Annotated in this window: 24 protein-coding genes; 14 read left to right on the forward strand and 10 right to left on the reverse strand. The window is 71.1% G+C overall.

The annotated features are described in order from the left end of the window. Positions 1-69 precede the first annotated feature (69 nt). Together ACFYRX_RS11100 and ACFYRX_RS11105 are read right to left on the reverse strand one after the other, a co-directional pair. Positions 70-1716: a purine-cytosine permease family protein gene (locus ACFYRX_RS11100; RefSeq protein ID WP_389098156.1), complete on the reverse strand. Its 1647-nt coding sequence runs from the start codon at positions 1714-1716 to the stop codon at positions 70-72. A gap of 439 nt (positions 1717-2155) precedes the next feature. Beyond that, positions 2156-2497: a helix-turn-helix transcriptional regulator gene (locus ACFYRX_RS11105; RefSeq protein WP_389098158.1), complete on the reverse strand. Its 342-nt coding sequence runs from the start codon at positions 2495-2497 to the stop codon at positions 2156-2158. A 131-nt stretch (positions 2498-2628) separates the two neighbouring features. Between ACFYRX_RS11105 and ACFYRX_RS11110 the strand changes: the two genes are divergently transcribed. Beyond that, positions 2629-3420 carry an ANTAR domain-containing protein gene (locus ACFYRX_RS11110; RefSeq protein ID WP_389098159.1) on the forward strand — a complete coding sequence of 264 codons (792 nt, stop codon included), beginning with the start codon at positions 2629-2631 and terminating at the stop codon, positions 3418-3420. A 27-nt stretch (positions 3421-3447) separates the two neighbouring features. Here the strand turns inward: ACFYRX_RS11110 and ACFYRX_RS11115 are convergent, their stop codons facing one another. The 5 genes from ACFYRX_RS11115 to ACFYRX_RS11135 all read right to left on the reverse strand — a co-directional run bounded on the left by ACFYRX_RS11115 (position 3448) and on the right by ACFYRX_RS11135 (position 10428). After that, complete coding sequence (locus tag ACFYRX_RS11115; RefSeq protein ID WP_389098161.1) at positions 3448-4104, reverse strand: response regulator; 657 nt, start codon at positions 4102-4104, stop codon at positions 3448-3450. Beyond that, the gene (locus ACFYRX_RS11120; RefSeq protein WP_389098163.1) at positions 4101-5321 is read right to left on the reverse strand and encodes a sensor histidine kinase; all 1221 of its coding nucleotides are present in this window, start codon (positions 5319-5321) and stop codon (positions 4101-4103) included. The genes ACFYRX_RS11115 and ACFYRX_RS11120 overlap by 4 nt, the downstream gene beginning before the upstream one ends. A gap of 120 nt (positions 5322-5441) precedes the next feature. After that, a complete protein-coding gene (gene meaB, locus ACFYRX_RS11125; RefSeq protein ID WP_389098165.1) occupies positions 5442-6431 on the reverse strand; it encodes a methylmalonyl Co-A mutase-associated GTPase MeaB in 990 nt (329 codons plus the stop codon). Beyond that, complete coding sequence (gene scpA, locus ACFYRX_RS11130; protein ID WP_389098167.1) at positions 6428-8620, reverse strand: methylmalonyl-CoA mutase; 2193 nt, start codon at positions 8618-8620, stop codon at positions 6428-6430. The genes meaB and scpA overlap by 4 nt, the downstream gene beginning before the upstream one ends. Beyond that, positions 8620-10428, reverse strand: coding sequence for a methylmalonyl-CoA mutase family protein (locus ACFYRX_RS11135; protein WP_389098169.1), 1809 nt, complete (start codon positions 10426-10428; stop codon positions 8620-8622). Before ACFYRX_RS11135 ends, scpA begins: the two co-directional genes overlap by 1 nt. A 104-nt stretch (positions 10429-10532) precedes the next feature. Here ACFYRX_RS11135 and ACFYRX_RS11140 point away from each other — a divergent pair, with 104 nt between their 5' ends. Beyond that, positions 10533-10883 (forward strand): DUF1801 domain-containing protein, encoded by a 351-nt coding sequence (locus ACFYRX_RS11140; protein WP_389098171.1) that lies wholly within the window; start codon positions 10533-10535, stop codon positions 10881-10883. A 173-nt stretch (positions 10884-11056) separates the two neighbouring features. Here the strand turns inward: ACFYRX_RS11140 and ACFYRX_RS11145 are convergent, their stop codons facing one another. After that, on the reverse strand, positions 11057-12421 hold the full coding sequence (locus tag ACFYRX_RS11145; protein ID WP_389098173.1) for a glutamate decarboxylase: 1365 nt from the start codon (positions 12419-12421) through the stop codon (positions 11057-11059). A gap of 209 nt (positions 12422-12630) precedes the next feature. Beyond that, positions 12631-13686 carry a LacI family DNA-binding transcriptional regulator gene (locus tag ACFYRX_RS11150; protein WP_389098175.1) on the reverse strand — a complete coding sequence of 352 codons (1056 nt, stop codon included), beginning with the start codon at positions 13684-13686 and terminating at the stop codon, positions 12631-12633. A 149-nt stretch (positions 13687-13835) separates the two neighbouring features. Between ACFYRX_RS11150 and ACFYRX_RS11155 the strand changes: the two genes are divergently transcribed. From ACFYRX_RS11155 to ACFYRX_RS11200, 10 genes are all read left to right on the forward strand, one after another. Then, the gene (locus ACFYRX_RS11155; RefSeq protein WP_389098176.1) at positions 13836-14951 is read left to right on the forward strand and encodes a substrate-binding domain-containing protein; all 1116 of its coding nucleotides are present in this window, start codon (positions 13836-13838) and stop codon (positions 14949-14951) included. Between the two features lie 103 nt (positions 14952-15054). Continuing rightward, on the forward strand, positions 15055-16089 hold the full coding sequence (locus ACFYRX_RS11160) for an ABC transporter permease (RefSeq protein ID WP_389098178.1): 1035 nt from the start codon (positions 15055-15057) through the stop codon (positions 16087-16089). Continuing rightward, positions 16086-16877, forward strand: a complete 792-nt coding sequence (locus ACFYRX_RS11165; RefSeq protein WP_389098180.1) for an ATP-binding cassette domain-containing protein — start codon at positions 16086-16088, stop codon at positions 16875-16877. Before ACFYRX_RS11160 ends, ACFYRX_RS11165 begins: the two co-directional genes overlap by 4 nt. Next, positions 16874-17167 (forward strand): putative quinol monooxygenase, encoded by a 294-nt coding sequence (locus tag ACFYRX_RS11170; RefSeq protein WP_389098182.1) that lies wholly within the window; start codon positions 16874-16876, stop codon positions 17165-17167. The genes ACFYRX_RS11165 and ACFYRX_RS11170 overlap by 4 nt, the downstream gene beginning before the upstream one ends. Before the next feature lie 39 nt (positions 17168-17206). Further along, positions 17207-18388 carry a sensor histidine kinase gene (locus ACFYRX_RS11175; protein ID WP_389098184.1) on the forward strand — a complete coding sequence of 394 codons (1182 nt, stop codon included), beginning with the start codon at positions 17207-17209 and terminating at the stop codon, positions 18386-18388. Next, positions 18385-19044 carry a response regulator gene (locus tag ACFYRX_RS11180; RefSeq protein ID WP_389098186.1) on the forward strand — a complete coding sequence of 220 codons (660 nt, stop codon included), beginning with the start codon at positions 18385-18387 and terminating at the stop codon, positions 19042-19044. The genes ACFYRX_RS11175 and ACFYRX_RS11180 overlap by 4 nt, the downstream gene beginning before the upstream one ends. A 113-nt stretch (positions 19045-19157) precedes the next feature. Then, complete coding sequence (locus ACFYRX_RS11185) at positions 19158-19796, forward strand: GPP34 family phosphoprotein (RefSeq protein WP_389098188.1); 639 nt, start codon at positions 19158-19160, stop codon at positions 19794-19796. Positions 19797-19821: 25 nt separating this feature from the next. Next, positions 19822-21381 (forward strand): carboxylesterase/lipase family protein, encoded by a 1560-nt coding sequence (locus tag ACFYRX_RS11190; protein ID WP_389098190.1) that lies wholly within the window; start codon positions 19822-19824, stop codon positions 21379-21381. 68 nt (positions 21382-21449) lie between these two features. After that, complete coding sequence (locus tag ACFYRX_RS11195) at positions 21450-22115, forward strand: hypothetical protein (protein ID WP_389098192.1); 666 nt, start codon at positions 21450-21452, stop codon at positions 22113-22115. A 94-nt stretch (positions 22116-22209) separates the two neighbouring features. Further along, positions 22210-22380 carry a hydrophobic protein gene (locus ACFYRX_RS11200; protein WP_389098194.1) on the forward strand — a complete coding sequence of 57 codons (171 nt, stop codon included), beginning with the start codon at positions 22210-22212 and terminating at the stop codon, positions 22378-22380. Between the two features lie 73 nt (positions 22381-22453). Here the strand turns inward: ACFYRX_RS11200 and ACFYRX_RS11205 are convergent, their stop codons facing one another. Then, the gene (locus ACFYRX_RS11205; protein WP_389098196.1) at positions 22454-24094 is read right to left on the reverse strand and encodes an NAD-dependent malic enzyme; all 1641 of its coding nucleotides are present in this window, start codon (positions 24092-24094) and stop codon (positions 22454-22456) included. Positions 24095-24232: 138 nt separating this feature from the next. Between ACFYRX_RS11205 and ACFYRX_RS11210 the strand changes: the two genes are divergently transcribed. Continuing rightward, positions 24233-25036 (forward strand): alpha/beta fold hydrolase, encoded by an 804-nt coding sequence (locus tag ACFYRX_RS11210; RefSeq protein ID WP_389098197.1) that lies wholly within the window; start codon positions 24233-24235, stop codon positions 25034-25036. Further along, positions 25036-26301, forward strand: coding sequence for a PP2C family protein-serine/threonine phosphatase (locus tag ACFYRX_RS11215; RefSeq protein ID WP_389098199.1), 1266 nt, complete (start codon positions 25036-25038; stop codon positions 26299-26301). The genes ACFYRX_RS11210 and ACFYRX_RS11215 overlap by 1 nt, the downstream gene beginning before the upstream one ends. Positions 26302-26480: the final 179 nt, after the last annotated feature.

Genomic DNA, 26480 nt, shown 5'->3' on the forward strand with positions numbered 1-26480 from the left:
AGAGCGCCGACCCGCGAGGCCCTTTGCCTCGGGCACTCGCGGGTGCGCTCCGACGTGTACCGCGTGGTGTCAGACGGTGGCGGGCAGCACGTGGTCGCCCGCCTTGTCCGTGCTCAGGCACAGCGAGCAGACCACCGCGTCGTGGGTGGCGCAGGCGGCCAGGTCGGGGCGCTCGTACGGCTGCCGGCAGACGTGGCAGTCGTAGGTGACCGCGCTCGGGTTGCCGTCGGCGTCCAGCATCGGCTCGTCGATGCCGTCGTCGGTGCGGCGCAGGTAGTACTTGCCCTTGGTGACGACGGCCATCAGCGGGGTGAGGACGAAGGCGATGAGGGCGGCGGCGACCGGGGAGTACGGCTGGAGGGTGTCGCCCAGGGCGTGGAAGTACATGGCGATGGACAGACCGGAGGCGGCGACGAAGGCGGTCACGCCGACCGGGTTGACGGCGTAGAGCATGCCGCGGCGGAACTCGGGGGCGTGCGGGGAGAGTTTGAGCAGGTACTTGTTGATGCCGATGTCGGTGGCGACGGTGACGACCCAGGCGATGGCGCAGTTCGAGTAGAAGCCGAGGATGTCGTTGAGGAAGCTGAACATGTCGGCTTCCATCAGGGCGAGCGCGAAGCCCAGGTTGACCAGGACGAAGACCATCCGGCCGGGGTAGTGCTTGGTGAGGCGGGTGAAGGAGTTGGTCCAGGCGAGCGAGCCGGAGTAGGCGTTCGTCACGTTGATCTTGATCTGGCTGATCACGACGAGGGCCACGGCCAGCGGGAGCACCAGCCAGGACGGCATCATCGCGTCGAAGGCGCCCTTGAACTGCTGGATGGGTTCGGGGGCGACGTCCGCGCCGACCTTGGCGAGGATGTAGACGGCGAGGAAGACACCGATGGCCTGCTTGAGTGCGCCGAGCACCACCCAGCCGGGACCGGCCATGATGACCGCGGTCCACCAACTGCGCTTGTTCGCCTCGGTCTTGGGCGGCATGAAGCGCAGGTAGTCGATCTGCTCGCCGATCTGCGCGATGAGCGAGAGACACACGCCCGCGCCGAGCAGTACGGAGGCGGTGTTGACGCCGCCGTCGCCGTCGGTGCCCGCGTAGGCGAGGAAGCGGTCGACCGTGCCCGGGTCGGTGGAGATCAGGTAGACCAGCGGGCCGACCATCAGCAGCAGCCAGACGGGGGTCGTCCAGACCTGGAGCTTGCTGAGCGCCTTCATGCCGTAGATGACCAGCGGGATCACCATCAGCGTGGAGACCAGGTAGCCCAGCCACAGCGGGAGTCCGAGGCCCAGCTTGAGGCCCTGGGCCATGATCGAGCCCTCGAGGGCGAAGAAGATGAAGGTGAAGCTGGCGAAGATGACGCTGGTGAGGACCGAGCCGTAGTAGCCGAAGCCCGAGCCGCGGGTGATCAGGTCCAGGTCGATGTTGTAGCGGGCGCCGTAGTAGGCGAGGGGGAAGCCGGTCACGAAGATGACGACGGCGGCGACGGCGATCGCCACGAGCGCGTTGCCGGTGCCGTGCGCCAGGCCGATGCCGGCGCCGATGGAGAAGTCGGCCATGTAGGCGATGCCGCCGAGTGCCGTGGTGGCCACGACCATGGGGGTCCAGCGGCGGTAACTGCGGGGCGCGAAGCGGAGGGTGTAGTCCTCCAGCGTCTCGCTGGCCGCCTGGTCGGCGGACGTCGTCGGGTCTGCCGTTGCCGACCGTGACTCGGTTGTGCTCATGTCACGCCTCCCGGTGGGGCTCGGAGCGGGTGGTGGGGGGACGTGTGGGAACCCCGCTTGACGTCGTCGGCAGCAGGGGGCGGTCGCCGGTCCGTCGTCAGGTGCCCGGCGGCCCGTATACGACGTGGATCCCACGGCGGGTCACCCTAGGAAGCGGTTGTTACCGAGCGGCCGGGCTGTCATGAACGCGAAGTTTCTGGGACCTCACGCGGTGTGCGGGTGGGGCGGCCGGGTTCGAAGAGGACGCCCGCGGTGATCGGGGCACGGCCCGGGTGGGAGTGAGGGCCGCGGCGCGGTCCCGGCATCGTGATGCGGGCGGCGCGGTACGGCTGTGTGCGGTGCCGTCCGGGCGGGCTGTTCAGCCGTTCCCGCGCGCGCGTGCCCGGGCCTGGCCCGGTGGGCCGGCGGCCCCGTCCGTCAGCCGGTCGCTCCGGTCGGGTCACGCCCGGGGTGCGGCCTGCTTGGGGGAGTCCGTACGGTCCGCCTCGTCCTGGACGAGCAGGGACAGCAGTGACGCCACCGTCAGACCGGCCTCGGCCGGATGGCGCAGGACCTTGCCCGGGTCGATCCGGTAGGTGTTGGTGCGCCCCTCCTTGATGTGTGAGAGGTACCCGTCCTGCTCCAGGTCGGAAATGATCTTCTGGACGGCGCGTTCGGTGAGCCGGCAGTGTGCGGCGATGTCGCGGATCCGGGCGCTGTGGTTGTCGGCGATCGTGGCCAGCACCCGCGCGTGGTTGGTGACGAACGTCCATCCGGTGTGTGACTCGGGAACTCCATCCATGGCTCTACTCTACCGACCATATATTCACGCATCCAGAAACCGGAACTTAGTTTCATGTATTGGTTGACGCATGTGCGTCGAAGAGGGAGTCTGGGTGGCGGAGGCAGCCGAGCACACAAGGGAGAAGGGCCATGCCGGAACCTGCGCACCCGGCGCAGTCCCTCATCACGCGGGATGTGGCTCCGCCGTGTCTGGCCACTGTCGAGTCCGTGGTGACCGGCGACCGGATGAGCGTGACATGCCGTGGCGAGCTCGACATGGGCGCCGAGTGGCTCCAGCCCGAGCTCTACGACGCCCTCGACCGCTCGGCCACCGGCGTCGACCTGGACCTGGGCGAAGTCCGGTTCTGCGACTGCGGGGGCCTCAACGTCCTGCTGGACCTGCGCCGGGAGGCCCTCGGCCAGGGCAAGACGATCACCGTCCGGGTGTGCAGCCCTGCCGTCGGACGACTGCTCGACCTGACCGGAGCCCGGGAGCTGTTCGTGGACGAGGAAGCCGACGGCCCGTACGACGCCCGGGGTGCTGAGGGCGCGGACGGCCCGGACGGACCATCCGGCCCGGATGCCGGGCCCGTTGCCGCCCCAGACGCACTGAGTCCGCCCTTGGACGTCGACGAGGAGCTGCGTCTGGAGGTCACCCAGCTGCGCCGGGCGATGCGGACCCGGCCGGCCATCGACGTGGCGCGCGGCATCGTGATGGCGTCCTTCGGACTGAGCGCCGAGGACGCCTGGACGGTGCTCGTCCTCGCCTCCCAGAACACCAACATCAAGCTGCACCACCTCGCCCAGGACCTGATGGGCGCCATCCATGGCGCACCGGTGCCCGAGGAGGTACGGCAGCAGATGTCCGCGGCCGTCACCCGGGTGCGGGAGGCCCCGCCGACGCAGGACACCGGTCCCGTGACGCGGAAAGCCCCGTCCTGAGCCCGGCGAGGGCCGCACGCCGCCTTCCTACGTGAGCTCCAGCAGCCCCCGTCGGACCGCCTCCGAAACCGCGGCAGCCCTGTTGTCCACGCCGAGCTTGCGGTAGATACGCACCAGGTGCGTCTTGATCGTCGCCTCGCTGAGGTACAGGGACCCGGCGATGGCACGGTTGCTGTGACCGTCCGCCATCAGCTGGACGACCTCCCGCTCCCGGCGCGTCAACTCCGGCGCCGGGCCGACCACTTGGCCCACGAGCTCCCCGACCACCTCGGGCGCGAGCCCCATCCCGCCCACCGCGGCACTGCGTACGGCACGGAAGAGGTCCTCCGGCGGCCCGGCCTTGAGCACATAACCGCGCGCGCCCGCCTCCAGCGCGCGCACCACGTCGGCCCGTCCGGAATAGCTGGTCAGCATCACCACGGGCACCCCCGGCGCCCGGGCGGCCAGCGCCCGGACCGCCTCGACGCCGTCGGCCACCTCGGCACCCCGGGGCGTCCCCTCGAACCGCAGGTCCATCAGTACGACATCGGGCGCCAGGTCCACGGCGAGACCCACGGCCTCCTCGGGATCCGAGGCCTCCGCGACCACGTCGAGATCCGGCTCACCCTCCAGCAGGGCACGCAGCCCGGCCCGTACGACCGTGTGGTCGTCGGCGATCAGCAGGCGCAGCGGCGGGGCGGTCACCGTACGGCCGCCGTCGGACCCAGCGGCAGCAGCGCACCGGTACGCGGGCGGGAGGGGACGGTGGCCCGGACGCGGGTGCCCCGGCCCGGTGCCCCGTCGACGGTGAGATCACCGCCGTACTCCCGCAGCCGGGCCCGGGCGGCCGGCAGGCCGAAACCGCGGTCCGAGCGGGAGGCGCCGTCGGCGCGCGCGAGGTCGAAGCCGACGCCGTCGTCGCACACGTCCAGGTCGACGCGGTCGGTGTCCTGGTGCAACGTCACGACCAGGCTGGTCGCCCGCGCGTGCTCACGCACATTGGCCAGCATGCCCTGCGCCACCCGCAACAGGGTGGTGGCGGCCTGCTCGTCCAGCGCGGGGCGGTCACCTCCCGTCGCGCGGAACCGTACGCGCGCCGCTGTGCCGTCCTGCTCCGCGCGCAGACACAGCAGTCTGAGCGAGCCCTCGATGCCCTCCTCGGCGATGACGGACGGAGTGAGGTCCCGGATCATGCGCCGGGTCTCCGAGAGGCTCACGTCCAGATTGTCGGCGACCGCGCGCACCCGGGTCCGGGCCCGGTCGGGGCGGCGCTCCCACTCGCGCTCCGCGGCCTGCAACAGCATCAGGCCGCCGGAGAGTTCCTGCGCGAGGGTGTCGTGCAGATCCCGGGCGATGCGCTCGCGTTCCCCGAGGACACCCGCCCGCCGCTGCTCGCGCGCCAGCACATCACGGGTGCCGCGCAGCTCCTCCACCATGCGCCGGCGCTCGGCGGCGTCCCGCTGCTGAGCCCGGTAGAGGGCTGTCGTGCCCCACACGGCGGCCACCGGGATGAGCACCGTCTCCGGGTCGAACCCGCCCGCGCTCCGCGTGAGTTGACCGACCAGCACGAGTGTGACGGCACCCACCGCGACCGTGCCCGCCCGTGGCCCCAGCGCCTGCAGGGCCGCACAGGCCAGGGGTACGGCACACCAGACGTAGGAGTGGGTCACCGGCGGCGGGGTGAGCATCACGAGCAGCGCCCACCACACGACCAGGGCGGCCACCCACAGGTGCCGGGCGACCGGCCCGAGCCTGTTCCACAGCGCGATCCCGGCCGCGTACGTCGTGGCGAGCAGCCCGCTGACGGCCACGATGTCCCGGCACAGCGCGAGGTCCTGCGTGAGGAGCCGGACCAGTGCGGCGCCGACCACGACGAAGAACACGAGATGCTGGAGGTGCCTCAGGGCGAGGCGGTCGTACACGACGAACCCCCTGAACGAAAGATCCTTCTGGACAGGGGGTCCGAGTCTATCCACCGCCTGTATGAGCGGTGTGAAGAAGGGCCGTGGGGTCAGGCGCCGGGCCGTCGCCCGACCGGGCGCCTATCCGCGGTCGGTGTCCTGGCCGAAGGCCTCAAGGATTCGCTCGGCGGCCAGCGTGGCCGTCAACTCGCCGTTCCTGACCTGCTGTTCGAGGTCCGGGGCGAGGGTGCGGACGGCCGGGTCGGAGCGGAGGCGGCCGAGCAGGTTGTCGCGGACCATGGTCCAGGTCCAATCCACTTGCTGGTCACGGCGTTTGGCGGCGAGCCGGCCCGTGGAGTCGAGCAGCGTGCGGTGCTGTTCGAGGCGCTCCCACACGGTGTCCAGGCCGGCCGACTCGCGGGCGCTGCAACTCAGCACGGGCGGAGTCCAGGCCGCGTCCCTGCCGTGCATCAGACGCAGCGCTCCCGCCAACTCCCGTGCGGCGGCCTGCGCGTCGCGCTGGTGCGGCCCGTCCGCCTTGTTCACGGCGATCACGTCGGCCAGTTCCAGGACGCCCTTCTTGATGCCCTGCAACTGGTCGCCGGTGCGGGCCAGGGTCAACAGCAGGAAGGAGTCGACCATGTTGGCGACGGCGGTCTCCGACTGGCCGACACCGACGGTCTCGACGAGCACGACGTCGTAGCCCGCGGCCTCCATCACCACGATCGACTCCCGGGTCGCCTTGGCCACCCCGCCGAGCGTGCCCGCGGTGGGGGAGGGCCGTACGAAGGCCGCCGGGTCGACGGCCAGGCGCTCCATACGCGTCTTGTCGCCGAGGATCGAGCCGCCGGTACGGCTGGAGGACGGGTCCACGGCGAGCACGGCCACCCGGTGTCCGAGCGAGGTCAGCATCGTGCCGAACGCGTCGATGAACGTCGACTTGCCGACCCCCGGCACCCCGCTGACGCCGATCCGCCGCGCCCGCCCGCTGTGCGGGAGCAGAGCGGTGAGCAACTCCTGTGCGAGCGGCCGGTGTCGGGGATGGGTGGACTCGACGAGCGTGATGGCACGGGCCACGATCGCCCGCTTCCCGTCGAGCACATCCTTCACATAGGTGTCGAGTTCGATCACTGCCCGTGCCCGAGGTCGGCCGACAGGCGCTCCACCAGGTCGTAGGCGGCGTCCGGGATCACCGTCCCCGGCGGGAACACGGCCGCCGCGCCCATCTCCACCAGGGTCGGCACGTCCTGCGGCGGGATCACCCCGCCCACCACGATCATGATGTCCTCCCGGCCCTCCTCGGCCAGCGCCTCGCGCAGCGCCGGTACGAGGGTGAGGTGACCGGCCGCCAGGGACGAGACGCCGACGATGTGCACGTCCGCCTCCACGGCCTGGCGGGCCACCTCGCCCGGGGTCTGGAACAGCGGGCCGACGTCGACGTCGAAGCCGAGGTCGGCGAAGGCGGTGGCGATCACCTTCTGGCCGCGGTCGTGGCCGTCCTGGCCCATCTTGGCGACCAGGATGCGCGGGCGACGGCCCTCGGCCTCCTCGAAGGCGTCCACGAGGGCGCGGGTGCGGTCCACGGACGGGGACTCCCCTGCTTCGTTGCGGTACACGCCGGAGATCGTACGGATCTGGCTCGAGTGCCGGCCGTACACCTTCTCCAGGGCGTCGGAGATCTCCCCGACCGTGGCCTTCGCGCGGGCCGCGTGCACGGCCAGCTCCAGCAGGTTGCCCGCGCCGTCGGCGGCCCGGGTCAGCGCGTCCAGGGCGTCCCGGCAGGCGGTCTCGTCCCGGTCCGCGCGCAGCCGCCGCAGCTTCTCGATCTGCTGGGTCCGTACGGAGGAGTTGTCGACCTTGAGGACGTCGATCGCCTCGTCGTTCTCGACGCGGTACTTGTTGACGCCGATCACGGGCTGGCGGCCGGAGTCGATACGGGCCTGGGTGCGGGCCGCGGCCTCCTCGATGCGCAGCTTGGGGATGCCGGCGTCGATCGCCTTGGCCATACCGCCCGCCGCCTCCACCTCCTGGATGTGCTGCCAGGCCTTGCGCGCGAGGTCGTAGGTCAGCTTCTCCACGTAGGCGCTGCCGCCCCACGGGTCGATGACCCGGGTGGTGCCCGACTCCTGCTGGATCAGCAGCTGCGTGTTGCGGGCGATGCGCGCCGAGAAGTCGGTGGGCAACGCCAGTGCCTCGTCGAGGGCGTTGGTGTGCAGCGACTGGGTGTGGCCCTGGGTCGCCGCCATCGCCTCGACACAGGTGCGCGTGACGTTGTTGAACACGTCCTGCGCGGTCAGCGACCAGCCCGAGGTCTGCGAATGGGTGCGCAGGGAAAGCGACTTGGCGTTCTGCGGGTCGAACTGCTTCACCAGCTTCGCCCACAGCAGGCGGGCCGCGCGCAGCTTGGCGATCTCCATGAAGAAGTTCATGCCGATCGCCCAGAAGAAGGACAGCCGGGGCGCGAACGCGTCCACGTCCAGGCCGACTTCACGGCCCGCACGGATGTACTCCACACCGTCCGCGAGGGTGTACGCCAGCTCCAGGTCGGCCGTCGCACCCGCCTCCTGGATGTGGTAGCCGGAGATGGAGATGGAGTTGTAGCGGGGCATCCGCTGCGAGGTGAAGGCGAAGATGTCGGAGATGATCCGCATCGACGGCTTCGGCGGATAGATGTAGGTGTTGCGGACCATGAACTCCTTGAGGATGTCGTTCTGGATGGTCCCGGCCAACTTCTCGGGCGGCACGCCCTGTTCCTCCGCCGCCACGATGTACAGCGCCAGCACCGGCAGCACGGCGCCGTTCATCGTCATCGACACGGACATCCTGTCGAGGGGGATGCCGTCGAAGAGCTGCCGCATGTCGAGGATCGAGTCGATGGCCACGCCCGCCATGCCGACGTCACCGGTCACCCGCGGGTGGTCGCTGTCGTAACCGCGGTGCGTGGGCAGGTCGAAGGCGACCGACAGACCCTTCTGGCCGGCCGCGAGGTTGCGCCGGTAGAACGCGTTGGACTCCTCGGCGGTGGAGAAGCCCGCGTACTGGCGGATCGTCCAGGGCTGGTTGACGTACATCGTCGGGTACGGGCCGCGCAGATACGGCGCCACACCCGGGTACGTCTCCAGGAAGTCCAGGCCCTCCAGGTCACGGCCGGTGTAGAGCGGCTTGACCTCGATGCCCTCCGGGGTCTCCCAGACCGGCTCGGCCCCCTGCGCCACGTCCTTCACGGCCGTACGCCACTCGTCGGCGCCGCCGTCGGTGGCCGGGGTGCCCAGCTCGATCCCGGTGAAGTCGGGGACGGAAGGGCCGGCGGGGGCGGTCATCAGGACACTCCCATGCGGTCGAGGGTGGCGGTGAGCACGGCGACGGCGTCGCAGCCCGCGAAGACGTAGGAGTCCACGCCGGAGTACTGCCCGGGGCGCCCGGCGAGGAACACATGCCGCGCGCCTGCCGACTTGAGGGTCTCTACGACCTCCTCGGCCTGCTCCTCGTACAGCGCGTCGCTGGAGCACAGACAGACCTCGGTCGCGCCGCTCTCCTCGAACGTGCCCTCGGTGACCGGCTCGACGCCGCCCGCCTGGAAGAGGTTGGCGGCGAAGGTCGTGCGCGAGGTGTGGGCGGCGGCAGGGCCGATCGCGGCCAGGAAGACCCGCGGCCGGGACCCGGTCGCCGCGAGGTGCGCGTCGGAGCGGGCGCGCAAATCCTCGTACGCCTCGTCGCGCCGGACGCGGGGCAGACCGCCGGTCCGGGGCTCGGGCGCGGGAGCGCGCTCCACGGGCTTCTCGCCGAGGTACGGGAACTCGCTGACGCCGGTGATGGGTTCGCGGCGCGTCGCGAGCTTCTTGGAGCGCTGGGCCCACGTCGTCGCCAGGTCGGTGCGGAGCCGGCCGGAGCGCAGGACGGCCGCCTGGCCGCCGTCGCGTTCGATCGTCCGGAAGAATCGCCAGGCGGCCTCGGCGAGTTCGTCGGTCAGCCGCTCCACGTACCAGGAACCGCCCGCCGGGTCGATCACCCGGGACAGATGCGACTCCTCGACCAGGATCGTCGAGGTGTTGCGCGCGATACGGCGCGCGAAGGCGTCCGGCAGGCCGAGGGCGTGGTCGAAGGGCAGCACGGTGACGGCCCCCGCGCCGCCGACCCCGGCGGCCAGGGTGGCGATCGTCGCGCGCAGCATGTTCACCCACGGGTCGCGACGGGTCATCATCACCGGCGACACCACGGCGTGCTGCGTCTGAGCACCGGCACCTGGTACCCCGCACACCTCGGCGACCCGTGCCCACAGTCGGCGCGCGGCGCGCAGCTTGGCGATCGTCAGGAACTGGTCGGCCGTCGCCGCGTACCGGAACTCCAGCTGCCCACAGGCCTGTTCGACGCTCAGCCCGGCTTCGGTCAGCGCCCGCAGATAGGCGACACCGGTGGCGATCGAGGAGCCCAGCTCCTGCGCCGCCGAACCGCCCGCCTCGTGGTACGGCAGCGCGTCCACGGTCAGCGCCCGCAGCCCCGGGTACTCCTCGGCGCACCGCCGGGCGAGCGGGACGACGGATGCGAAGTCCAACTCCTCGCCGGTACGCGCCCGGTGGCCGAGCGGGTCGGCACCGAGGTTGCCGCGCGCGGCCTTGTTGTCGATGCCACGCTCGGCGTACAGCCGCAGCAACTCCTCGGCGGCGGGCTCGAATTGACTGCCCGCGTCGAGGACGACGGGTGCGAGGTCGAGGTAGACGCCGTCGAGGACCCGGCCGAACGATGACACCGGGACGCCGTTCTCGCCCGCGACGAGCCAGAGCGAGGTGACGCCGTTCTCCAGGTCCGCGAGCACCGCGGTGTTGTCGGCGACGGCGTGCCGTTGCCGTACGTCCCAGCCGCCGTCGGTGTTGCCCTCGGCGCGGGCGCCGCGCACGAAGGGGGCGAAGCCGGGGAAGCCCGGGTCGGGCGGGGCGTCGTGCGCGGTGTACAGGGGGCGGGTGCGCAGCCCGTCCTCGAGCGCGGTGGACAGGGCGTCCTCAGCTGCCGCGCCGGAGACTTCCTTGCCCGACTTGCGCAGGACGCCGGCCACCAGGCCGTGCCACTGTTCAAGGTTCGCGTCAGGGAACTCGGCGGCCAGCGAGAGCCCGTCGTCAGGCAGGACCGTCATGCTCGGATGCTAGGCCAGACCCCTTGAGCCGCAGCAGAGGGCGCGGCTGTGACCTTGCCCGCAACAAGACTGTGACGCCGGTCTCCCCTGTACAAATGGGGCGTATGGATACCGAGACCCAGACCTATGTCGACGCGATCGACCCCGGGCACCGTCCGCTCTTCGACCGGGTGCACCGGCTGATCCTGGCGGCCTGCCCCGACGCCGACATCGGGCTGTCCTACGGGATGCCCACCTACCGGGTCGGTGATCGCAGACTGCACGTGGGCGTGTGGCGCCACGGGGTGTCGGTCTACGGCTGGGACCAGGAGGCGGGCGCGGGCCTCCTCTCCCGGCACCCGCGACTCCTCAGCGGAAAGGGCACCCTGCGGCTGCGGTCCCAGGAGGCGGACGACGTCACCGACGACGAGCTGACCGCTCTCGTGCGCGCCTCGCTGGGACCCGGGGGCTCCTAGGGCGTGTTTCGAAAGTCCCGTCTGCCGGGCGGCGTCTGGCACGCACGCTCGCCGCGTTGTCGGGGTCGCCCCGATACAACCAGTATCGGGGCGACCCTCCGCCTTGCGATCGCATGCACCAGACGCCGCCCGGCCTGCCCTTCGGGCAGACGACGCTACTTTCGAAACACGCCCTAGAGCCGGTCCGTGTGGAGCCGCCTGGTGACCTCCGTCAGGTCGGCGACGAACATGCCGGCGAGTTCGGCGGTGAATCCGGTGCGTACGACCAGACGCAGGACGGAGACGTCCTGGCAGGGCGCGGGGAAGGTGTACGCGGGCAGGTGCCAGCCGCGGGCTCGCATGGCCTGCGAGACGTCGAACACCGTGATGCCCTGGACGCCGGGTGCCACACGGAAGGCGAAGGCGGGGAGTTCGGAGCCGTCCGTGACCAGCTCGTAGGGGGCGATGGAGCGGATCCGGGCGGCGAGTGCGCGGGCCGTCGAACGGCTCTGGGCGGCCAGGTCGCGCAGCCCCTCGAAGCCGTACCGGAGGAAGCTGTAGTACTGCGCGACGACGTGCGAGCCCGGGCGGGAGAAGTTCAGAGTGAAGCTGGGAGAGCTGCCGCCCAGGTAGTCGACCTCGAAGACCAGGTCCTCGGGGAGGGCCTCGGCGTCCCGCCACAGGGCCCAGCCGAGACCGGGGAAGACGTGCCCGTACTTGTGGCCCGAGGTGTTGATGGAGGCGACGCGTTCGAGCTGGAAGTCCCACATCAGACCCGGGTCGAGGAACGGGGCCACCATCGCGCCGGACGCCCCGTCGACATGCACGGGGATGTCGGTGCCGGTGGCGGCCTGGTACCCGTCCAGGGCGAGGCAGATGTCCGCGACGGGTTCGTAGGAGCCGTCGTACGTCGAGCCGAGGACGGCCACGACGCCGATGGTGTTGTCATCGCAGTAGGCGGTGAGCGTGTCGGGCGTGAGGTGGTAGCGGCCCGGTTCCATCGGGACGTAACGCGGCTCCACCTCGAAGTAGTTGGCGAACTTCTTCCAGCACACCTGGACGTTCGAGCCCATCACCAGGTTCGGGCGCGCGGTGTCCTTGCCCTGGGCGCGACGGCGGTCCTGCCAGCGGCGCTTGAGCGCGAGCCCGCCGAGCATCGCGGCCTCGCTGGAACCGGTGGTGGAGCAGCCGCGGACCTGTTCCGGGCGCGGCGCGTGCCAGAGCCGGGCGAGCATCCGCACACAGCGTTCCTCCATCGCCGTGATCTGCGGGTACTCCGCGCGGTCCGCGAGGTTCTTCTCCGCAGTCTCCGCCATCAGCTCCCGTGCCTGCGGCTCCATCCACGTGGTCACGAAGGTGGCGAGGTTGAGCCGGGCGTTGCCGTCGAGCATCAGCTCGTCGCGCACCCGGCGGCTGACCTGTTCGGGCGGCGACATGGTGGCGGGCAGCTCGTCGACCGGGAGCAGCAGGGGATCGACGGGCGGCCGGCCGGGGCCGGGTGAGGCGGTCAGGGTGTCGAACTCGAGGGCGGGCATGACGTCGGTGTGCTGGATGGGCATGAGTGACTCGATGCCTTTCTGGCTCGTACGGCCCCGTGCCCTTTGACGCTAGATCCCCGCGCGGACCGGCATCTGTGCCGATTACACCGATCCAGTGATCCATTTGCGCACTGATGAACCGGATTTTCCCTTGTACATACTGACGCGGTGTCACCTGCCCACCCCCGCGCTCCCGCCCCCGCGCAGGGTCCACCCGCCGCCGGTCCGGTTCAGTCGCGAAGGGCTCCGGCCGGGATCTCGCCGGAGCCGCGCTCGACCAGCCGGGTCGGCACGGTGACCGTCCGGGTGGGGGACTGGTCGCCGTCCAGCCGGTGGAAGAGCATCTCGGCGGCCTGCTTGCCCAGTTGCTCGACGTCCTGGGCGATGACGGAGACGCCCGGACTCAGGATGTCGGCCAGCGGGAAGTCGTCGAAGCCGACATGGGCGACGGAGTCCTGCAGGCCGAGGGCGCGCAGGGCGCGAACGGCCCCGATGGTCACGAGGTTCTGGCTGGTGAAGAGCGCGGTCGGCGGATCCGGCAGTGACAGGAACCGTTCGGTCGCGGCCATCCCGGCCGCCTCGCTGGCCGCCGCGTGCAGGACGATCTCGTCGTCGCACTTGAGCTGCGAGACCTCCAGGGCGTGCCGGTAGCCGTCGAAGCGCAGGGCGGCCGTGGGGATGGACGCCCGGTCGCCGAGGTAGGCGATACGGCGGTGGCCGGCCTTCAGCAGGTGGTTGACGGCGTTGACGGCACCCTGGCGGTTGTCGGAGACCACGGCGTCCGCGTCGAGCAGACCGGCCTCACGGTCGATGAAGACCATCCGGGTACCGGAACGCTGCTCGCTGATCAGATAGCTCTGGTCGCGCCCCGCCGGGACGATCACCAGCCCGTCGACCCTCCGGTCGATGAGCGCCTGGGCCAACTCCCGTTCGCGGGCCGGGTCCTCGTCGACACTGCCGACCAGGACGAGCACACCCCGCTCCCGCGCCACGTTCTCGACGGTGCGGGTCAGCGCGGCGGAGAACGGGTTCGCCGCGTCCTCGACGAGCATGCCGATGGTGGCGGTACGGCCGTCTCCGCGCCGCAGGCTGCTGGCGGTCAGGTTGGGCCGGTAGCCCAGCTGGTCGGCGGCCTCACGCACCCGGGCGACGATCGCCGGATCGACGGTGGGGACGCCGTTGACCACACGCGACACCGTCTTGATCGCCACGCCGGCCAGCGCCGCCACCTCACGCATCGTGGGGCGACTGCGGGGGGACCGGAGCGGAGGCCCGCCTTGAGTCATCGTTGTCTCCAGCCGATCGCGCGTTACTCACTCGTTGCCGACGCATGTCTACCAGCCCCTTGACGTCCTCGTCCATAAGGGACCAGCATCCCCGTCAGTCAACGTTGTCTCAGCGTCGGCCAAGGGACGGCTCCGAAAGGGATCAAGTGATGAACTTCTCCAGCAGCCAGGCATCGGGCCGCCGCAGCCTGCGGACGCGTGCGGCGGCGATCGGCGTCACCGTGTGCCTCGGTGCCACGCTCGCGGCCTGCGGCTCCTCAGACGGGGGCTCCTCTTCGAGCGGCGACAAGGTGGGGGTCTCGCTGATCCTGAAGACGCTCACCAACCCCTACTTCGTGAGCATGCAGAAGGACGCCAAGGCCCAGGCGGCCAAGGACAACGTGAGCCTGACGGTGGCGGCCGGCCAGTCCGACGGCGACACCCAGACCCAGATCACCGCCGTCGACAACGCCATCTCACGGGGCGACAAGGGCATCCTGATCACCACCAACGGCGACGCCGTGAACGCGGCGCTGACCCGCGCCAAGCAGGCCGGCCTGTTCGTGATCGCCCTCGACACCGCGCTCAACCCGGCGAGCACCGCCGACATCACCTACGCCACCGACAACGAGCAGGCGGGCAGGCTGAACGGCCAGTACGCCGCGGCCGCCCTGAACGGCAAGCCCGCCGTCATCGCCATGCTCGACCTGTTCAACAACCAGGTCGTCTCCGTCGACATCGACCGCGACCACGGCTTCCTCGAGGGCATGGGCATCGACCCGGGCAGCAAGACCGAGAACGCCAAGGAGGCCAAGACCGGCAAGTACACCGGCGGCAAGGGCGGCACGTACACCGTCGCATGCCACCAGCCCACCCAGGGCGCCATCGACGGCGGACGCACCGCGATGGAGAACTGCCTGTCGGCCAACCCGGACATCAACGTCGTGTACGCCATCAACGAGCCCGCCGGTGAGGGCGCCTACAACGCGCTGAAGGCAGCCGGCAAGGAGAAGAACGCCGCGATCTACGCCATCGACGGCAGCTGCTCCGGCCTGAAGAACGTCACCAGCGGCAAGTTCGCCACCGACGCCGTGCAGTACCCCGGCAAGATGGCGGCCCTCGGCGTGAGCTCGATCGCGAAGCTGGCCCGGGGTGGCAGCAAGCCCAGCGTGACCAACGGCAAGTCGTTCTACGACACCGGAACCGCGCTGGTGGCCGACAAGTCCCTGGGCGGCCTGAGCGTGCAGTCCCCCTCGCAGGCCGCGTCCGCCTGCTGGGGCAGCTGACACCCCGAACCGGTGCGACGCCGGAAGCCGTCAGGGCGCCGGCGTCGCACCGCCGCACACGAGTTCATGAGCCGTACCGGGGAAGAGAGCGGAAGGACCCCCTGTGACCACTCACGTGGACAGTCAGACCACACCGGCGCCGGCGGAGGAGTTCCTCAACCGGCCCGCCACCCTCAGCCAGCGCGTCCACTCGGTGCTGCACCGTCAGCCGGCCCTCAGCCCGGCCATCGTCCTGGTGCTCGCAGCGATCGTGTTCTCCCTGGTGAACGACCGTTTCTACGCCTTGCAGAACCTCTCCCTCGTGGCCCAGCAGGTGGCCGTCATCGGGACGCTCGCCGTCGGCCAGACGGTGATCATCCTCACCGCCGGCATCGACCTGTCCATCGGCGCCGTCATGGTGCTCGCCTCCCTGCTGATGTCGAAGCTCGTCGCCGACAACGGCTGGCCCGGCGCTCTCGCCCTGCTGGCCGGCGCGGTCGTCGCGATCGCCGCCCAGGCCGTCAACGGCTTCCTGGTGACCAAGGTCAAACTGCCGCCGTTCATCGTCACCCTCGGCACCCTCAGCGTCTTCACGGCGATCACCCTCATCTACGCCAAGGGCCAGACCATCGCCCTGCAGCCGGGCAACATCCTGGTGTGGAGCGGCCAGACCGTCTCCGTCGGACAGTTGAACCTGACGTACGGCGTCCTCCTCATGATCGCCCTGTACGCAGTGGTCGGATACGCCCTGCGCTACACCGCCTGGGGACGCCACCTGTACGCCGTGGGCGACGACATCGAGGCCGCCCGCCTCGCCGGCATCTCCGTCAACCGGGTGCTGCTGAGCGCCTACATGCTGGCCGGGTTCACCATCGCCGTGGCGGCCTGGGTCCTGGTCGGCCGGGTCGGCGGCGGCGACCCCAACAGCGGACTCAACGCCAACCTGCAGTCCATCACCGCCGTGGTCATCGGCGGCACCAGCCTGTTCGGCGGACGCGGCGTGGTCTTCGGCTCGCTGATCGGCGCCCTCATCGTCCAGGTGTTCGTGAACGGCCTCGCGCTGGCCGGCATCGACCCGAACTACCAAGTCCTCGCAGTCGGTGTCCTCGTGATCGCGGCTGTCTCCGTCGACCAGTGGATCCGGAGTGTGAAGTCGTGACGACCGACACCGCCCCCGTTCTCGAGGCCAAGGGCCTGGTCAAGGTCTTCGGCCGGGTCGTCGGCCTGAACGACGTCGACCTCACCCTCCACCCCGGCGAGGTCCTCGCCGTCATCGGCGACAACGGCGCCGGCAAGTCCACCCTGATCAAGTGCCTGTCCGGGGCCCTCGTGCCGGACCAGGGAAGCATCCGCGTGGAGGGCAAGGAGGTCAACTTCAAGCGGCCGCAGGACGCCCGCGACGCCGGCATCGAGACGGTCTACCAGACCCTCGCCGTGTCCCCCGCCCTGGACATCGCCAGCAACCTCTTCCTCGCCCGCGAGATCCGCCGCAAGGGAATCCTCGGCTCGGTGTTCCGCATGCTCGACACCGGCGAGATGAAGAAGCAGGCCGCCGACCACATCAAGCGCCTCGGCATCGGCACGCTCCAGAACATCAACCAGGCGGTGGAGACGCTCTCCGGGGGCCAGCGCCAGTCCGTGGCCGTCGCCCGGACCGCGGTGTTCGGCGGCCGGGTCGTCATCCTCGACGAACCCACCGCCGCCCTCGGCGTCCGCGAGACCGGCCAGGTCCTCAAGCTCGTCCGCGACCTGCGCGACCAGGGCCTCGGCATCATCCTCATCAGCCACAACATGCCGAACGTCTTCGAGGTCGCCGACCGCATCCACATCCAGCGGCTCGGCGCCTGCGCGGGTGTCATCACCCCCAAGTCGCACTCGATGGAGGACGCGGTGGCCATCATGACGGGCGCCAAGAAGCTGACCCCGGAAGTGGGCACGACCCCGTGAAGAAGACCCTGTTCGCCGAGTTCACCGCCCGCGAGGGAGCGGCGGGCGAAGTCGCCCGGCTGCTGCGCGACTACGCCCGCGAGGTCCGCGCGGAGGAGGGCAACCTCGCCTTCGACGTCTACACCAAGGAGTCAGACCCGCACGCCTTCTGGATCTTCGAGGTGTACCGCGACGAGAACGCCTTCAAGGCCCATCTGAACGCCCCGTACGGCCCCCCGTTCAACGCGGCTCTCGCCCCGCTCATCGAGGAGGACGCGTCCGTGCTGACGTATCTCGACCCGCTGGACTGACCCCCGGTGTCCACCGCCGCGCGCCGATAAGGTCGGGGCGTGGACCGCAGCAGGAGACAGCCGGACGGGACGTCCACCGCGGAAGGGCCGGGCGAGCTGTCGCCCCGGACGGCCCGGAGGCTGTGGTGGGGGTCGGCCGCACTCGTGCTCGGCGTCCTCGGTACCGCGGTGCTCGCCGCCGGTGCGGAGGACGGCCGACAGCTGCCCGTGGCCGTGGTCCTGGTCCTCGCGCAGGCCGGCGCCCTGAGATGGCAGACGCGCGCCCCGGTCGCCGTACTGGCCGCGAACGCGGCGGCCGGCCTCGCGGTGTGGGCCCTGCTGCCCGAGGTGACCCTGACGGGAGCGCTGCTCGCGGCCCAGGTCACCCTGTGCGTGCTGTCGGCCACCCGGACGCGGCGGCTGTCGGCGGGCGCGCTCGCGGCGATGTGCCTGCCCGCGCCGCTGGCCTTCGCGGCGGGCGGCGGACCCGCGGGGGTGACGGTCTATCTGCTGGCCGTGGTCCTCGCGTGGACCGCCGGGCAGTGGCGCAGGGCGCAGCGGGAACGGACGAGGGCGGAGACGCGCCGGGCCGTCGTGGAGGAACGCGCGCGGATCTCGCGCGAGGTGCACGACGTCGTGGCGCACACCCTGTCGGTGATGGTCGTTCAGGCGGGCGCCGCCGACGACGTGTTCACCGACCGGCCCGACCAGGCACGTGAGGCACTGCGGGCCATCGAGACGGGCGCCCGCTCGGCACTCGGCGAACTGCGCCTGCTGCTGCGGGCGTTCGGCCCCGACGAGGAGGACGACGAGTCCGTCGAGCCGGGTGCGCCCCGGGAGCCGGGGCCCTCGCTCGCCCGCCTGGACGCGCTCACCGACACCGTGCGCACGAGCGGGATGACCGTGCACGTGCACCGCGAGGGCCGCTGCGACGGACTGCCGGCCGCAGTGGACCTGGCCGCCTACCGGATCATCCAGGAGGCCCTCACCAACACACTGCGCCACGCGGCCGGCGCCGACCAGGTGAGCGTCCGCGTAACCGCCGAGGAGGAGTGCGTGCAGGTCACGGTCACCGACAACGGGCGTACGGCACAAGGCGGTTCGCGTGCGGCGGGCGCGGGACGCGGGCTGGTGGGGATGAACGAGCGCGCCCGGCTCGTCGGCGGCACTGTGCGCGCCGCCCCGCTGCCCGGAGGCGGGTTCGAGGTGGCGGCCCGGCTGCCGGTGGAGCGCGCCTCATGACGCTGCGCGTGGTGGTGGCCGACGACCAGGTCCTGGTCCGCACCGGGTTCCGCATGATCATCGACGCCCGGGACGACCTGGAAGTGGTCGGTGAGGCGTCCGACGGCCGGGAGGCGGTGCGGCTGACGCGGGACCTCTCGCCCGACGTGGTGCTGATGGACGTACGCATGCCCGTCCTGGACGGCATCGAGGCGACCCGGCAGATCGCGGAGTGCGGCAGCCCGGCCCGGGTGCTCGTGCTGACCACCTGGGACGTGGACGCACACGTGGTCGCCGCCCTGCGGGCCGGAGCCAGCGGATTCCTGCTGAAGGACATCCGCCCCGGAGAACTCGTCGACGCGATCCGGCTCACCGCGCGCGGTGACGCGCTGCTGGCGCCGACCGTGCTCGGCCGCGTCCTCGACCGGTTCCTGCGCACCACCCCCGACCCGGCGCCACCGCCCTCCCTGCGGGACCTCTCCGGCCGCGAGCGGGAGGTGCTCACCCTGATCGGGCAGGCCCTGTCGAACGCGGAGATCGCCGGACGGCTGCGCCTGTCGGAGGCCACCGTCAAGAACCACGTCACCGCGGTCCTGCGCAAACTCGGTCTGCGCGACCGCGTCCAGGCCGTCGTCGCCGCCTACGACCACGGACTCGTGCGGCCCCGCGACCCCTGACGGAACCTCTCCTCCTCAGGGAGGAGACCGGGCCGCGGTCCTCCTGTGCTCCCAGTGCCGGTCCGTTCGTGCGGCGGATCCGCGGCCGGGGTGAGCGGCCATAACGTCGGAATGTGACCGACGACCTGCCCTGCCTCATGTATCTGCTGGCCCACGACGACACCGCCGCGGGCCCCTACGACCGTCCCCGCACCGAGCTGCTGGTGCGTGCCGCCGCCCTGGTCGACCTCGCGTTGCGCGGCCGGCTGGGGGAGGCGGACGGGACGGTCACCGTGTCCGGCACGGAACCGACCGGCGACCCCGTCCTGGACGGGGTACTGCGGGACGCCGCCGGCGGGCACAGCTGGAAGCACCTCGTGCGCCGCCACCGCAAGCGGACCCTGACGGAGGTCGAGGACCGGCTCGCCGCCACGGGCCTCCTGACCGTGAAGGAGCCCCGCACCCGCTTCGGCACCCGGCGCCTGACCGTGACGGACCCCGCCGTGCCCGGCGCCCTCCACGACCGGGTGTCGACGGCGCTGCACGGGAACGCCCCGGTGCGGGAGCTCCCGGCCACCGATGCCGCGCTGCTGGCGCTGGCCGCGGCGGGCGGCATCCGCTCGGTCCTCTCACGGCAGGACCAGAAGACCTTCCGGGCCCGCATCGACGCCTGCACGGGAAGCCTCGCCGCTCTCGCGCCCGGCCTGGAGAAAGCCGTACGCGCCCTGCCGACGACCATGATCGCCGCGCAGGGCGGTATGGGCGGCAGCTGAACACGACTGATCCAACGGGGAGTTGATGAGCATGCACCGCGTAATGACCACCCTGGGCTGCGCCTTGACCGCCGTGCTCGCGACGGCCTGGTCCGCAGCACCGCCCACGCAACCCGCCCGGCCCGCCACGACGGTACGCACCAACGACGGCCCCGTGCGCGGCGCCGCCCACGACGGCTACCGCACCTTCGAGGGCATCCCCTACGCGGCGCCCCCGACCGGCGGGCTCCGCTGGGCGCCGCCCCACCGTGCGGCCCCCTGGTCCGGGGTGCGGGACGCGACCCGGCCCGCGAGCGCCTGCCCGCAGCCGGCCGGTGAGGTGCCCGGCGGCAGCACCGACGAGGACTGTCTCCACCTGAACGTCACGACGCCCGACAGCGCGCGACCGGGAAACTCCCGGCCGGTGATCGTATGGCTGCACGGCGGTGGCTTCACCACCGGAGCGGGCAGCTCGTACGACGCCCACCGCATGGCCACCCGCGGCGACGTCGTGGTCGTCAGCGTCAACTACCGCCTCGGCGCGCTCGGTTACCTCGCGCACAGCGGGCTGCCCGGCTCCGGCACCTTCGGCCTGGCCGACCAGCAGGCCGCGCTGCGCTGGGTCCGCTCCGAGATCGGCGCCTTCGGAGGCGACGCGCACAACGTGACCCTGGCCGGCGAGTCGGCGGGCGGCTACAGCGTCTGCGCCCAGCTCGCCTCACCCGCCGCCGCGGGGCTCTTCGACCGGGCGATCATCGAGAGCGGCCCGTGCACAGGCAGCCCCGACCGGCCGTTCGCCCCGTCCTCCGTGCCCCTGTCCACCGCGCGTGCGGCGGGCGCGGACCTTGCGGCGAAGGCCGGCTGCGGCTCCGCCCGCGACGCCCTCACCTGTCTGCGGCGCGTGCCCGTCTCCCGGCTGCTCGCGATCCAGGAAGGTGACCAACACCCCGCGTACGCGACCCCGTTGCTGCCTGTCGACCCCGCCGCTGCGATCACCGCCGGCCGCTTCCACCACGTGCCCGTGCTCATCGGCAACAACCACGACGAGGGCAACGGCTGGGCCGCCGGGATCGTCCAGGCGGGCAACCCCGTGACCCCCGGCACCTGGCCCGATGTCGTCGCCGCCTTCTTCCCCGCGCCGGGACAGGCGAAGGCGATCGTCCACGAGTACCCGGTGCACCGCACCGACGGGGGGCCGGTGTTCGGCGCGGTCATCGGCGACGCGGACTTCGCCTGCCCGACGGCGGACAGCGGAGGCCTGCTCGCCGCCCAAGTACCCCTCTGGCGCTACGAGTTCGCCGACGAACACGCCCCACCGCTCACCGCGGGCACACCGCCGTTCCCGCTCGGCGCACCGCACGCGAGCGAACTGCCCTACCTGTTCGACCTGGGCGGCCGCCCCCGCGCACTGACCGCGGCGCAGCACCGGCTCGCCGACACCATGATCGACTACTGGACCCGCTTCGCCCGCACCGCCGACCCGAACGGCCCGTCGACGCCCCACTGGTCCCGGCGGACGGTGCTGTCCCTTGCACCGGACCACATCGTCCCGACCCGCACGACGTCCGCGCGCCACCACTGCGCGTTCTGGAACACCCTCGGATGACCGCGGGAGCGGCCACCGCCGCGAGCGACCCGTCGACACACCACCACACCGACCCCAGGGGGACAGCCATGAACGAAACCGCCGCCAAGCGCCTGACGGGCCTCGCCGGCATCGCCACCGCGATCGCCTTCATCGTCGAAGTACCCCTGTACTTCGTCTACTCCGGCCCGCCACCGGACTCGAACGTCCTGGCCAGGCTGCTGATCGGAATCCTCGCCCTGACGTTCCTGCTCGTCTTCGTGACGGCCTTCCGGGAACTGGTCAAAGGGGCCGACCCCGCCTACGAGTGGGTCGGCACCCTGGCCTTCGCCACCGGTCTGGTCTACGTGACGATCACCCTGGTCTCCAGCGGACTTGAAGCCGGCGCGGTCATCGCCGCCGACCACCCCATCGACCCGACCATCACGGTCAGCGGCACCTACGTCCTCTACGGCACGATCGGCCGCCTCGTCCTCGCGTTCTTCCTGACCGCCGTGGGCTACGGAATCGCCCGTACCAAACTGCTGCCGCGCTGGACCGGCCGCTCCGCCTTCGTCCTCGCGGGAGCCAACCTGCTCTTCGTGCCGTCCCTGTTCTTCGGCAACACCCCCGAGCACTTCTACGCGGCGAACGGATGGGGCACCACCGCCCTGATGGGCGCCGTCTTCAGCTACTGGATGCTGGCCCTGGGCATCGCCACCTACCGCAGCGCCGCCCGGCGGATGCCCGCAGGATCCCCGGCTCTCAGCCGCTGACGCCGATTCCCCGGAATGCCCTTCATAAACAATGCATCCTGGGTGAATATCGAAAGAATCGCAGGGCAGACGGCGTTGCAGGAGGTTGATAAAGATGGTTCCCCTGCTGATAGTCCTGCTTCTCGCACTGCTCCTCTTCGGAGCCGGCTTCGCCGTCAAGATCCTGTGGTGGGTCGCCATCGCCGTCCTGGTGCTGTGGCTGCTCGGCTTCGTCATGCGTTCCACCACGACCGGAGGTGGCCGAGGCCGCTGGTACCGATGGTGAACTGACCCGTAGCACGCAGCAGTTCGGCCCGCCGAGAGCACTCGGCGGGCCGAACTGCCTTTTGGCTGCCAGATCACCCCTCGTACTGCGGGGTCCACTGGGTGCGTGCGACGGCTGCCCGCAGTTCCTCTTCGGTCGCGTGCGGTGCGACGCCGTCCTCCACGGCCGCCACCGCCGCGGCCACGGCGATCTCCCTGGCCGCCTCACGCATGTCCCGCAGCGGCGGCAGCAGCGGCGCGGGGCCGCCGTCGTCCGGCGCGGACCGTACGGCACACCGGCCCACCGCGCGGGCGGCGGCGACCATCATCCGGTCGGTGACCCGGCTCGCCCGGGAGGCGGTCACCGCGAGGCCGATCGCCGGGAAGACGTACACGTTGTTCGCCTGCGCCACCGGCACCTCGCGGCCGTCGATCTTCATCGGCGGGAACGGCGAGCCGGTGGCGACCAGCGCTTTGCCGTCCGTCCAGCGGGCGAGGTCGGCGGGATCGGCCTCGGCGTGCGAGGTCGGATTGGAGAGCGGGAAGATCACCGGCCGCTCGCACCCGGACGCCATCTGCCGGACGATCTCCTCACTGAAGGCGCCCTTCGCGGTGGACAGCCCGATCAGCACCGTCGGCTCCACCCGCCGCACCACCTCGGCCAGGCCGTACGACTCCCGCACATCACCGCGGGCGTAGACGCGCTGCTCCTCGCTGAGCCCGTCGCGCGAGTCCACGAGCAGTCCGTCGACGTCCACGAACCAGAAACGTGAGCGGGCCTCGTCCTGCGACAGGCCCTCGTCCGTCATCGCCGTACGGATCATGTCGGCCACCCCGACCGCCGCGGAGCCCGCACCGAGGACCACGATCCGGTGGTCGGTCAGCCGGGTGCCCGCCAGCGTCGTGGCCGTGGTCAACGCCCCGAGCGCGACGGCGGCCGTGCCCTGGATGTCGTCGTTGAAGGTCAGCAGCCGGTCCTGGTAGCGGGTGAGGATCGGGCGGGCGTGGGCGGTCGCGAAGTCCTCCCACTGGAGCAGCGTGCCGGGCAGTTCGGCCTCCACCGCCGACACCAGCGACTCCACCAGTTCGTCGTAGGCGGCGCCCGTGACACGGCGCTCCCGACGGCCCAGGTAGTGCGGGTCGGCCAGCAGTTCCTCGTTGTCCGTACCGGCGTCCAGCAGGATCGGCAGGGTGCGGGCCGGGTGGATGCCGCCGATCGCGGTGTAGAGGCTGAGCTTGCCGATCGGAATGCCCATGCCGCCGACGCCCTGGTCGCCCAGACCCAGGATGCGCTGACCGTCGGTGACGACGATGACGTCCACGTCCGGATGCGGACGGTTGCGCAGGATCTCCCGGAAGCGGTGCCGGTCCTCGTACGACAGGAACAGCCCGCGCGGACGGCGGTAGATCTCGCTGAAGCGCCGGCAGGCCTCGCCCACGGTCGGCGTGTAGACGACGGGCAGCATCTCCTCCAGATGGCCGGTGACCAGGCGGTGGAAGAGGATCTCGTTGGTGTCCTGCAACTGGCGCAGATAGATGTGCCGGTTCAGCGGCTTGTCGTAGCCGAGGAACGCCTCGTACGCGCGCTCGGCCTGTTCGTCCAGGGTTTCCACGGCGGGCGGAAGCAGCCCGTCGAGACGGTGGGCGGCCCGCTCCTCGGGCGTGAAGGCGGTGCCCTTGTTGCGCAGGGGATCCGCGAGGAGGGCCGTTCCGCGAGGCGATTCGTTCACTGTCATGTTCGTCCCCTTCCCGGAATGCGCGCGGATGGGCACAAAGGCGAAGGCAAGGAACGGTCATCACTGTGCCGGGGCCGAGCCGGTGCTCGGGGACACGGGAGGTCCGGAAGCGCGACGGCCGCTTGAGAGACTGAGGGCATGGATGTCGCTCGCAGGAACAACGTCACGGTCACCGGCAACCCCGGGGGACGGACGGTAGTGCTGGCCCACGGCTTCGGCTGTGACCAGAACATGTGGCGGCTGACGCTGCCCGCCCTGGTCGACCACTACCGGGTGGTGCTGTTCGACTACGTGGGTGCGGGCCGCTCGGATCTGTCCGCGTTCTCGGAGCGGCGTTACTCGTCCCTCGACGGGTACTCCCAGGACGTGGTGGACGTGTGTGAGGAACTCGACCTGCGTGACGCCGTCTTCGTCGGGCACTCGGTCAGCGCGATGGTCGGGGTGCTGGCCGCCGACCGGGCGCCCGAGCGCATCGGGGCACTGGTCATGATCGCTCCGTCGCCGCGGTACATCGACGACGAGGGGTATCGGGGCGGGTTCAGTGAACAGGACATCGACGAGCTCCTCACGTCGCTGGAGTCCAACTACCTCGGCTGGTCGGCGGTGATGGCGCCGGTGATCATGGGCAACGCGGAGCGCCCGGAACTCGGGGAGGAGCTGAGGAACAGCTTCTGCGCCACCGATCCCGACATGGCGCGCGTCTTCGCCCGCACCACGTTCCTGTCGGACTCGCGGGACGACCTGAAGACCGTGAAGGTGCCGACGCTGGTACTGGAGTGCACCCAGGACGCCGTCGCACCCCGGGAGGTCGGCGCCTACGTCCACCAGGCGGTCCCCGGCTCGTCCCTGGTCACGCTCGACGCGACCGGGCACTGCCCGCACATGTCCGCGCCCGAAGCCACCAACGAGGCGATCACCGCCTTCCTGGCCCGACTGCGGTGATGTGCCGCATCGGACAGCCACCCGACCCCCACGACTCCGAGGGCGCCAGATCCTCGGACGCGGCATTCGCCGCGCTGCTGGAGGACAGCGCCGAAGAGCTGTACGACAACGCACCGTGCGGATACCTGTCCACGCTGATGGACGGCACCATCGCCAAGATCAACTCGACGCTGCTGGGCTGGCTCGGCCTGCGGCGCGAGGCGGTGGTGGGCCGGATGCGGTTCACCGATCTGCTCACTGTTGGCGGCAGGCTCTACCACGAGACGCACTTCGCGCCGCTGCTGCGCATGCAGGGCGAGATCAGCGGCATCGCCCTGGAGACCCGACAGGCCGACGGCGGCCGTATACCGGTGCTGGTCTCCTCCGTGGTCAAGCACGGCAGCACCGGCGAACCCCAGCTGATCCGCACCACCGTCTTCGACGCCCGGGACCGCAGGGCCTACGAGGAGGAACTGCTGCGCGGCCGGAAAGCGGCCGAGGAAGCACGCAGACAGGCCGAGGCGGACCGGGCCCGCCTGCAGGAAGCCCTCGCCGCGCTCCAGCAGTCACTGCTGCCCGCCACCCTGCCGGCCGTGCCCGGAATGGAGACGGCCGCTCACTACCACACCGCCTCCCCGGACCGGCTCGGCGGCGACTTCTACGACGTCTTCCCCGTGGACGGCACACGCTTCGCCTTCTTCCTCGGAGACGTGTGCGGCAAGGGCCCCCAGGCGGCCGCGGTCACCTCTCTGACCCGCTACACCCTGCGCACCGCCGCACTGCACGACCCCGACCCCGTCTCCGCCCTGTCGACCCTCAACAAGGTGCTCCACGAGCGGTACACCGGCAGCGGTGACCCGCGCTACTGCACAACCGTCGTCGGCACCCTCGAACAGGGCCCCGGCCCCGGGCGGATCACCGTCCGGCTCGCAGCGGGCGGCCACCCGCCGGCCCTCGTCCTGCGCGCCGACGGCAGCGCCCAGTACCTGCCCACTCCCGGTGGCTTCCTCGTCGGTGCCCTGCCCGACGCGAGCTTCGTCACCGCCACGACCGTCCTGGCCCCCGGCGACACCCTTCTGCTCTACACCGACGGCCTCACCGAAGCCCGTACCGGCGAGGCACGCGGCAGCCGCTACGGCGACGAGGCCCTGCTGGCCTTCGCCACCACGCACGCGGGCAAACCCCCGCACGCCGTCATCGAGGCCCTGTCCGGTCTGCTGGACGGCTTCGGCGACGGCCTCGACGACGACACCGCGCTCCTCGCCCTCGGCGTCCCTGCCTCCTGATAGGCGCCGAAGAACCCGTGGTGGGGTGCAGCCCTGCCCCTGTGACCAGGCGGGATGGTGGTTTCAGGTGATGTCGCGTGGATGCGGGGAAGAAGGTGCGGCAGCCGATGGGAGGGTGCTGTGGAGGGTGGAGATCTGGAACTGGGCGAGTTGCTGGCCGCTGCGGAAGCGGCCGCGCC

The sequence above is a fragment of the Streptomyces sp. NPDC005374 genome, assembly GCF_042872225.1.
Lineage (GTDB): Bacteria > Actinomycetota > Actinomycetes > Streptomycetales > Streptomycetaceae > Streptomyces.